Annotated in this window: 3 protein-coding genes and 1 pseudogene; all 4 read left to right on the plus strand. The window is 70.4% G+C overall.

Annotated features, from left to right (window positions below; all coding sequences use genetic code 11):
* Nucleotides 1-1,542: pseudogene (locus tag U9980_RS13460) on the plus strand (serine/threonine protein kinase); the annotation flags it as partial.
* A 3-nt stretch (nucleotides 1,543-1,545) separates the two neighbouring features.
* Complete coding sequence (gene mads7 / locus U9980_RS13465) at nucleotides 1,546-3,210, plus strand: methylation-associated defense system protein MAD7 (RefSeq protein ID WP_322768220.1); 1,665 nt, start codon at nucleotides 1,546-1,548, stop codon at nucleotides 3,208-3,210.
* Nucleotides 3,207-8,273, plus strand: coding sequence for a helicase HerA domain-containing protein (locus tag U9980_RS13470; RefSeq protein WP_322768221.1), 5,067 nt, complete (start codon nucleotides 3,207-3,209; stop codon nucleotides 8,271-8,273). The genes mads7 and U9980_RS13470 overlap by 4 nt, the downstream gene beginning before the upstream one ends.
* 460 nt (nucleotides 8,274-8,733) lie before the next feature.
* Nucleotides 8,734-8,838 (plus strand): TIR domain-containing protein (locus U9980_RS28550; protein WP_416210263.1); only part of this gene is annotated, 105 nt, incomplete at its 3' end.

The raw sequence follows: 8,838 nt of genomic DNA on the forward strand, positions 1-8,838 counted from the left end.
ACCCGGTTGGATGGGCGGCTCGTCCCGCGCATCGTCGAGGGCCGCCCGCAGCTGGTGGTCTTCAGCGGGAACCCGGGCGACGGCAAGACCGCTTTCCTCGAACGTCTCGGCGAGTTCCTGCGCGGTCGGGGCGCGCGGGTGCGCGCCAGCGACGCGGCTGGCTGGCGGATGGACCTCGACGGTCACGAGTACGCCTCCGTTTACGACGCCAGCGAATCCCACGAGGGCATGTCAGCGGACGATCTGCTCCACCGCGCGCTCGACCCCATCAACGACACCCACCGGGCGGGCGGCTACACCGCGCTCATCGCCGCCAACGATGGCCGGCTCCTGGACTTCCTGGAGCGCGAGGCGCCGCGCTATCCGCAGATCGCGAAGGTGCTTGCGGAAGGTGGCGGCACCGACGGGAGCGCCGCCGAGGGCTCGGGGATCGTGCGGGTCGACCTCAAGGGCCGGTCGATGGCATCGTTGGGCGCGGCGGCCGATTCGCTGACGGTACGGCTGCTGGACGCGCTGATGACCGACGACATGTGGTCGGCGTGTGCCGCGTGTGCCGCCGAACAGCGCTGTCCCATCGTCCGCAACGCCCGCGAGCTTGGGGCGCAGCGTGCCCAGGATCGGCTGCACCGCCTGGTGCTCACCTCCCACCTGCGTCGCGGCCGCCGCCCTACCATCCGTGACCTGCGTTCGACCCTCGCCTACCTGGTGACCGCCGACCTCGGCTGCGTCGACATCCACCGGGAGATCGGCGACGGGCCGGGGAACCCGGCGACCCCCGAGCGTCACTTCAGCTCGCTCGCGTTCGACGCCTCAGGTGGGCGGGACCGGCTGCTCGATGAGTGGCGGGAGCTCGACCCGGCCGCGGTCGCCACCGCTCGCCTGGAGCGAGCGCTGGCTCCGGACGCGCGCACCGCCACGGACATGGCGCGCGCGAAGCGCCGGCTCTACTTCACGGCGCCGGACGCCGACCTGTCCGGCACCGGATGCCTGAGCCCCTACCGCTACCTCGAGGAGTTCCGGGCCGTGCTGGCCGCCCAGCACCGCGGCGGCGGGGGCGACGACCAGAACGCCGGCAGGACCGGCGGCAGGACCGGCGACGCGCTCGCCCGGACGTTGCTGCGCGGGCTGTCGCGCTGCATCGGGCCCGTCGGCTACGACGGAGACGGCGTCGCCGTCTCCGTCGGTGAGCCTGCCGAGGATGGCGGCGCCGTGGTCAAGGTTCTCTCGCTCGACGAGTTCGAGGTCACGCTCACCCCGGTCGACGACCGGTTCGTCGAGACCGCCGCCGAGGTGTTCGTGCTGCGGCACATCTCCGGGCAGGCCCGCATGACCGTCGACATCGACCTGTTCGAGCTGCTGATGCGGGCCGCCGCCGGCTACCTGCCAACCAATCCCGAAGTGATGCCGCTCCTTGAGGAACTCGGGCTCTTCCGGTCGAGCCTCACGCTGCAGCCGGCGTCCAAGGTGATCGTCATTGAACCCAACGGCCGGCGCAACGCCATCGCGGTGACCGGCGCGACCATCGAGCTGCTGGAGAGCTGACCGATGACGCTCGTCCTGCCCAAGGACCTCCGGTCGTACTCCTTCGAACGGCTCACCGGGGTCGAGCTGAACGACTTCGACGTCGACCGGTTCCTGCCCGTGCTGTTCGAGATGGTGGTCACCAACGGCCGGCGGCTCAGCCGGTCGGACGCGCGGCCCACCGATCCGGGTTCGTACATCGAGACACTCGCCGGCCATCCCGCCCTGCGCGGGTTTGATGATGATCATGGACGGGCGCTGCTCGCACAGTGGGTGAACACGACTGTGGTCCGGCTCGGCCATGGCGGGCGCGGTCGCCGGGACGTGCAACTGGCGGCAGTCCAGCCCATCCACATCGGCGCATACCGGGCCGGACTCCCGGTGGAGGGTGCCCGGCACCGCAAGGTGCACCTGGTCGTCTACCGCCTGCTGACCGACGCGCTCGCGCGCCGCGGCAGGCCGAACCCGGCCGGGGAGCTCAGGTCGCTGTTCCTGGAGGCGTTCGGGCGTGGGGTGTCGATCTCCGACAGTGCCGTCCCGGAGTTCAACGAGGCGACCGCCGATCTGGATGCCAACGTCCTGCTCAGCCTCTACTACCTCGAGGGCTTCACGCCCGGCAGGCCGCTGCCGGCCCGGTCTGCGCTCGACTGGGATCCGGTCATGCCGGGTGTAATGATCACGCTCGGCGATCAGCTGGTGGACTTCGTCACCGTCTACCGGCACCGGCTGCCCACCATCGCGCTGGCGCGCCACCTGGCGGCACTGGTGAACATCGGCCTGTTCACCACGACGCTGCGTCTGTTCACGCTGGTCAACGACCTGTGCCGGGGTGAGGGCACGCCAGCTGATCTCAGTGTCGACCTCGCGCCCGCACAGACCGAGATCTACGTCGACTTCACCCGGCAGACCGGCGGCGACTCCGACCGGCTGGCAGGCGAGTGCGTCGACCGGGACCTGGAGCGGCTGCCCGCCTACCTCGACGACATGCTGCTCCTCAAGACCCTGGACCGGTACGCGAGCAACGAGGCGAAACTCAAGCCCCATGTGCAGGGCAAGCACGGACCCGACTGGCTGCGCGCCCTCGTGGACATGCGCCGTGACCAGTACGTCGAGTGGCGGGCCGGCATCGAACTCGAGCGGATCATCGAGGAGACAAAGAAAATCACCAGATGCTCGAACGAGGATGCGCGTGCCGAGCTCACGCGGGCCGCGACCGGCGACTCGCAGCTCGACCAGGTCGTCGCCGCGATCCGCCAGTCGCAGACGAAGCACGCGATCAGGGCCGCCGGGCAGTGGTTCTGGAACACCGGTGGCATGCGCAAGCAGGCCGGGCTGCTGCGCGGCAACCTGCGGGGACGGCGGGCCTGGCGGTATGCGATGACCGACGAACTGCTCACCACGCTGCTGCTGAGCGCCCTGGTGGACCCCGAACAGGGAGACGTTCTGCCCCGGATGCGCCTGGCCGACCTGCTCGCCACGCTGGAGTCCCGCTGGGGGCTGCTCATCGACCGGCCCCCGGCCGCCCGCGACGACGCGTCGTCGCGGGCCGTGGCCAACACCAATCTCGTCGCGTTCACCGGCCGGCTGCGCCAGATGGGCTTCTTCACCGATCTTTCGGACGACTTCAACGCCCAGTACGTGATCAATCCCCTTGCCGGAGCCGGAGCCGGAGCCGGAGCGCGGCGATGACCGACCTGAGCGCCGCGCTGGCCACCCGGGTGGCCGAGCAGCTGGTGACCGACTTCCTGCGTGGCGCCCCGCCCGGTCGCTGCCTGCGTCTGGACCACCTGCGAGATGCCGACTGCCACGTCGTCCGGGAGAAGGCTGCGCTGGCGCAGGCGTCCGCAGCGGGGCGCGGCTCCACGGCCGCCGCGGCGGCGGTCGCCGTCCTGGGCACGGCCAACAGCGACGATGACACGGTCATCTGTCCCGAGCGCGCGATCGAGCTGCGCAACCGCAAGTCGGCCGCACTCCTGTTGCTCGTACCGTCTGGCGTCGACACCCCGGCGGCCAGCAGCCTGGAGAACTCGTTCGAGGCGATCGACCTCGTGGCGCTGTTCGGCAAGATAGCCCGGGATACCTACCATCGCCTGGACCGTCCGCTGCGTGAGCTCTACGACCAAGTCCAGCAGACCGTACGCCCAAGCGCATTCACCCGGTCGAGGCAGGCGCGGGTCGAGTACCTGCTCGCCGTGAGCGCTGCCGCGAACGACCCTGCCGACGGCGGCGGTGTCGCCAACGCCCAGCACACGGCGGGTGCGCAGCTGCACCTCGTCGGCCTGATCCCCGACCACGGCGGCGCGTCGTTCGCGTCCCGGCTCGAGGCCAACGCCACCTGCGTAACCGCGCTGGTCAAGCCCGCGCGGTCGCAGCAGGACGCCCGCGAGCGGCTACGCAACTGCCCGCTGCGCCAGGACGACGAGCACTACCAGGACATCGAGCGGTTCGTGGTCGCGGTGCCGCGCCTGTCGGAACGCACCTGGCTGCGCGACCTCGCCGCCCCCGAGAACCGTGAGCTCACGTTCGACCGGTGGCCGCTGGATCTGCCCGCGGACAGCGACCTCGTCGCCCTGCATGTCGAGCCGTTCGCGAACCCGGACGGCATCATCCCGGTCGGGACGGGGCTGCGCGCGGGGCCGGACGGCGCGCTGCCCGCCTGCTCGGTCAGAGGTGGATTCGTCAAGATCACCTGGAAGACCGAGCCGGCCAAGCCGAAGGACGTGGCCCGGTGGCGGGTCGAGATCATCCCGTCGGAGGCGTACTACGGCGAGGAGACGGACTTCGACGTCGAGCTTCCCGGCGCGCAGGGGAAGGCCAGCGCGCGCAGTCATCGGCTGACGGTCGCGCTCGACACCGAGGAGGCGGAGCGGGTCCCGGCGGTGGTCGTCGTCCAGATCCAGGCGCTGGACCGCAACAACCAGGTGCTCCGATTGCGGGACGGCCAGCCCGCACACGCGGTGAGCCAGGAGTTCTCCCTTGACGACGCACAGCCGGCGGAGAGTACGACCGTCCGGCGGGACAGCGCATTGTCGCTCCCGATCGCGCGGCTGCGCGCCCTGCAGGCCGGCGCGGACGCGGAGACCGAGACCTGCGAGGGCTGGCAGGAGGCCGACCTGGCCTACCTGCAGCTTCGCTTCGGCCGCGGCCACGCCACCCGGATCGCCCTCAGCGTCGCGTTGCGGGAGCTGGGCCAGCGAGTCCTGGCCGAACCAGACAGTGTCGGGCGGTATGGCGCAGTGGTTGCGGCTGGCCAGCCGTTCTCCGCGAGCGGGGCAGTCCTGGTCGACGCCGAGCGGCCAGGTGGCGCGGGCAAGGCGTTCCTGACCGCCCGGCGGGAGTTCTTCGACGCGGTGCGGGCGCAACCGGGCCGCGGGCTCATCGAGGTCGCCGACGTCACCGACGAGCTGGCGACGCTGGCGAGCCGCTACACCGCCGCCTATGGGCGGGCGCTGCGCCGTGACTCCAGCCTCTCCGACACCCGGGCGCTCACCACCGTGGACACGCTCCGCCTGCGGATCGACCTCGGCCGGCGCGATCCGGTGAACGCGCTGGTCGTGCTGCCCACGCACCCGCTGCGGGTGGCCTGGTATCTCGCGTACTGCTCCGAGCTGGAAGCGTGGCGTAGCCAGCTACGCGCCGTGTCCGACAAGGAGCGGGCCGGCGAGGTGGACATCGACCTGCTCGCCCGGCTCAGCCCGGCGCGCGTGCCGTTTCTGCTCAGCGACAACGACGGTAACCCGTACGTGTTCGCGCAGAACCTCCGACTGCTCCACGGCCTCTACCTGCCGGTCGGTGAGCCGGACCCGGCCACCGCCATCAGCGAGGTCGTCAACACCCTCGGTCTACCCAACGCTGACGTGAGCGTGGGCGAGGTCCCCGCCGCGCGGCTGGCCGACCGCATCCGCCTCTACCGGCAGACACACCATCAACCCGAACGGCTGCGGATTCTGGCGACCAATCCAGGCAGCGGAGCGTTCCTCGCCGAGGTGCTGCGGGTCGTCACGGCCGACACCGGTGGTGATGCGGCGACAACAGCGGCCAACGCCGCCGACGATGGCGCGCTCGCGCCGCACCTCCAGGTGGAGGCCTTCGGTGAAGGTGCCTCGGAGACCAATCCCCTGTCAGGGCTGCGCGAGCTGCAGCAGGAGCTCGCCGAGAACCGGGCACGGCGCGGCCGCGGTTTCCTCGATCCGGCGCTGGAGATCCTGGCCGCGCCGCTGGACGCGATCGACACGGCACGCGACGCGCACCTGGCGATCCTCACCGACGTCAGCCGCCCCGAGCTGGTCATCGGCAGCCCGAAGGCAACAGGGGGCAGCGTCTCGTTCCGCGGCCTGATCAACCGGCCTGTCACCGAGCTCGGCGTGGACGGCGGGTGGGTGACCGGCATCGATTTTCCACCGGCGCGCGGCTCGGACTCCACGCCGCTGACGGACATCCACCGACGGTTCGCGGAGGCCGTCACGTCGCTGTTCATAGCCGCCGCCGACGGGACACCTGCCGGTTGGTCCCCGGCCCGGGACGGATCGGCGGCGCAGGACAGACCGGCGGCGCAGGACGAGCCGCGGTCCGCGGCCATCGCCAGGGTGCGGATGGAGGTCAGCGGCCACACCGCACGCGTGCTCGACATCGCCCACGAGCGGTGCGACTGGGTGGTCGTCCTGGACCGGTTCCTTGGGCTGGACACCTTCGACGACCCAGCCATGCGCACCACCGACCTGCGCCGCTACATCCTCGACTACGCCCCCGAATTCCTCGACGGGCTCGGTCACCAAATGGCCATCACGACCGCACACCGGGCGGACGTCGAGAAGATGTTCCTGCGCGCCATGACCGAGCTCGGCTTTCACCGCCCGGGCGAGTCCATATCGTCGATCATCGACGAGCTGCTGCTGGTGTCGGGCCGGCTGATCCTCGCCGCGACCGGTGACGACAACCGCGCGAAGGAGGCCGTCGCACTCGCGGCGGCGGTGGCGTATCTGCGTCGTCTCGGTGACCTCGAGAACACGGTCATCGTCCCCGTCGACGCCCATCCGGAGCTTTTCGGCTCCCGCGCCCGGCGCCAGTCCCAGTCCCAAGCCCAGGCCCAGGCCCAGGCCGGTCAACGGGCCCGACGCTGCGATCTGCTCCTGGTACGGTTCCCCACCACGCGCCGGGTCAGCATCGAGGCCGTCGAGGTGAAGTCGCGCGGCATGCTCGGCAGCGAGGACCTTGCCCGTGACATCGCGGGGCAGGTGGCCGCGACGATCGAGACCGTCGACCGGCTGTTCTTCACCGAACCCGCCCGGATCGACCGCCCGCTCCAGCGGGCCCGGCTCGCCGCCCTGCTGCGCTACTACCTGCGCCGGTCCGCGCGCCGTGGCCTGATCACGGAGGCGACGGAGTTCGGCCGCATCCAGGAGGCCGTCGACCGACTGGAGACGAGCGGTCTGACGGTCGGCTACCAGCGCAGTGGCTACATCGTGGTCCTGCGCGAGGACGGAACCGCCGACATCGAGGTCGGCGGCACCCGCATTCGTACCATCACGGCCAGAGATCTCGGCGTGGACGAGGACGTGGATGCTCGCCGTCCCGCCTACGTCCCACCACCGCGGGTGGTCGATCCGATCATCGTGTCAGGTGGCGCGGACGCGGGCACGGGCACGAGCGCCCGAGCCGACCCGGGGCCGGAGTCGTCGGCGGGGCCGGAGTCGTCGGCGGGGCCGGCGGTCGTGCGGGTACTGGTGGGTCGCACACTGCCGCCGGAGGAGGACATCGTCTGGGAGGCGAGCACGACGGGCAGCCCCCACCTGTTCATCCTCGGTATTCCGGGACAGGGCAAGTCCGAGACGACGATCCGGCTGCTTCAGGGAGCGGCTGCGGACGGTCTGCCCGCACTGGTGATCGATTTCCACGGCCAGTTCGGGCAGGACCCGCGCCGGCCGGAGTCCCTGCGTGTGCAGGACGCCGTCGCCGGCCTGCCCTTCTCGCCGTTCGAGCTGGCGGCGGACGCCGGCCGCCACGCGTACAAGATGAACGCCCTGTCCGTCTCGGAGATCTTCGCCTACGTGTGCGGGCTCGGGGACATCCAGCGGGACGTCGTCTACCAGGCACTGGTGGCCGGCTACACGGCCCACGGCCACGGCCGTCTCACCCCGCCGGCGGGCATCCCCACGCTGGAGGAGATCCAGCGCAGGATCGGGGAGCTGGAGAAGGAGCGCGGGGTGGCCAACGTGCTCGCCCGCTGCCGACCGCTCCTGGAGTACGGCCTGTTCACCGATGACACCGGGCTGAACGTCCAGGACATGATCAAGGATGGGCTCATCGTCGACCTTCGCGGCTTCGCCGAAGCCGAGCAGGCGCAGGTCGCCGCCGGCGCGTTCCTGCTCCGCAAGGTCTACAAGGACATGTTCGCCTGGGGCCAGACCGGAAAGCTGCGTCTTGCCATCGTGCTCGACGAGGCCCACCGGCTGGCAAAGGATGCGACCCTCCCCAAGCTGATGAAGGAAGGCCGGAAGTTCGGCATCGCGATCATCGTTGCCAGCCAGGGCATCGATGACTTTCACCCCGACGTCCTGGCCAACGCCGGCACAAAGATTATCTATCGGATCAACTACCCGCAGTCACGTAAGGCTGCCGGCTTCCTCCGCACCAGGACAGGCCGCGAACTCGCGGAGGACATCGAGCAGCTTCCCGTCGGAAGTGCCTACGTCCAGACGCCCGACATGGCAGACGCCCGCCGGACCCGCATGCTTCGCCCGGACAGCCAGTAAGAGCGCCCGGCAACAGGGGTGTCGACCGACGGAGCCGGGGTACCCGTGCATCGCGCGGCGATGGATGGGGAGCGATGTGGCGAGGTGCGTGCCCCAACCCCCTCTCTGCGACGCCGCGTCCCCTATTGCCGGTCGCTCTCATTCGGCAGACCGCATGACTCGAACATTCGGGCTCGACGCAGGCTTCTCCTCGGTTCCCGAGGTCACCGTCTGCTCCTTCTCGACCCCCGGTTCGTCTTCCCGTTGTGTCGGGAGCGGGGGCGCGAGCGCGCTGAGATGAGGATTACGGGTGGGGCTGGGTCCGGCTCGTCCGGCCGGTCGCGGTGGCCGTGGGGTGTGGCGTCCTGTCTGTTCGGTCAGATGATCGGGCGGATACAGTCACGGGAACGATCTGAGTGTGTCGTTCGGGTCGTTCTACGCGGCCCACTGCCGGCAGTGATCGGGGGATGTTGTGGCGCGGGTGTTTGTCAGTCATCGGGGTGTCGATGCGGTGCCGGCGGAGCGGCTCGCGAAAGATCTGAAGGCGGCTGGTCAGGATGTGTGGTTGGACGTGTGGGAAATCGCG

Source organism: Protofrankia sp. Cr1 (assembly GCF_963555865.1).
In the GTDB taxonomy this organism is placed as follows: Bacteria; Actinomycetota; Actinomycetes; order Frankiales; family Frankiaceae; genus Protofrankia.

Coding starts and splice junctions, on each gene's coding strand:
- mads7 (WP_322768220.1), top strand. CDS start 1,546: ATGACGCTCGTCCTGCCCAAGGACCTCCGGTCGTACTCCTTCGAACGG.
- U9980_RS13470 (WP_322768221.1), top strand. CDS start 3,207: ATGACCGACCTGAGCGCCGCGCTGGCCACCCGGGTGGCCGAGCAGCTG.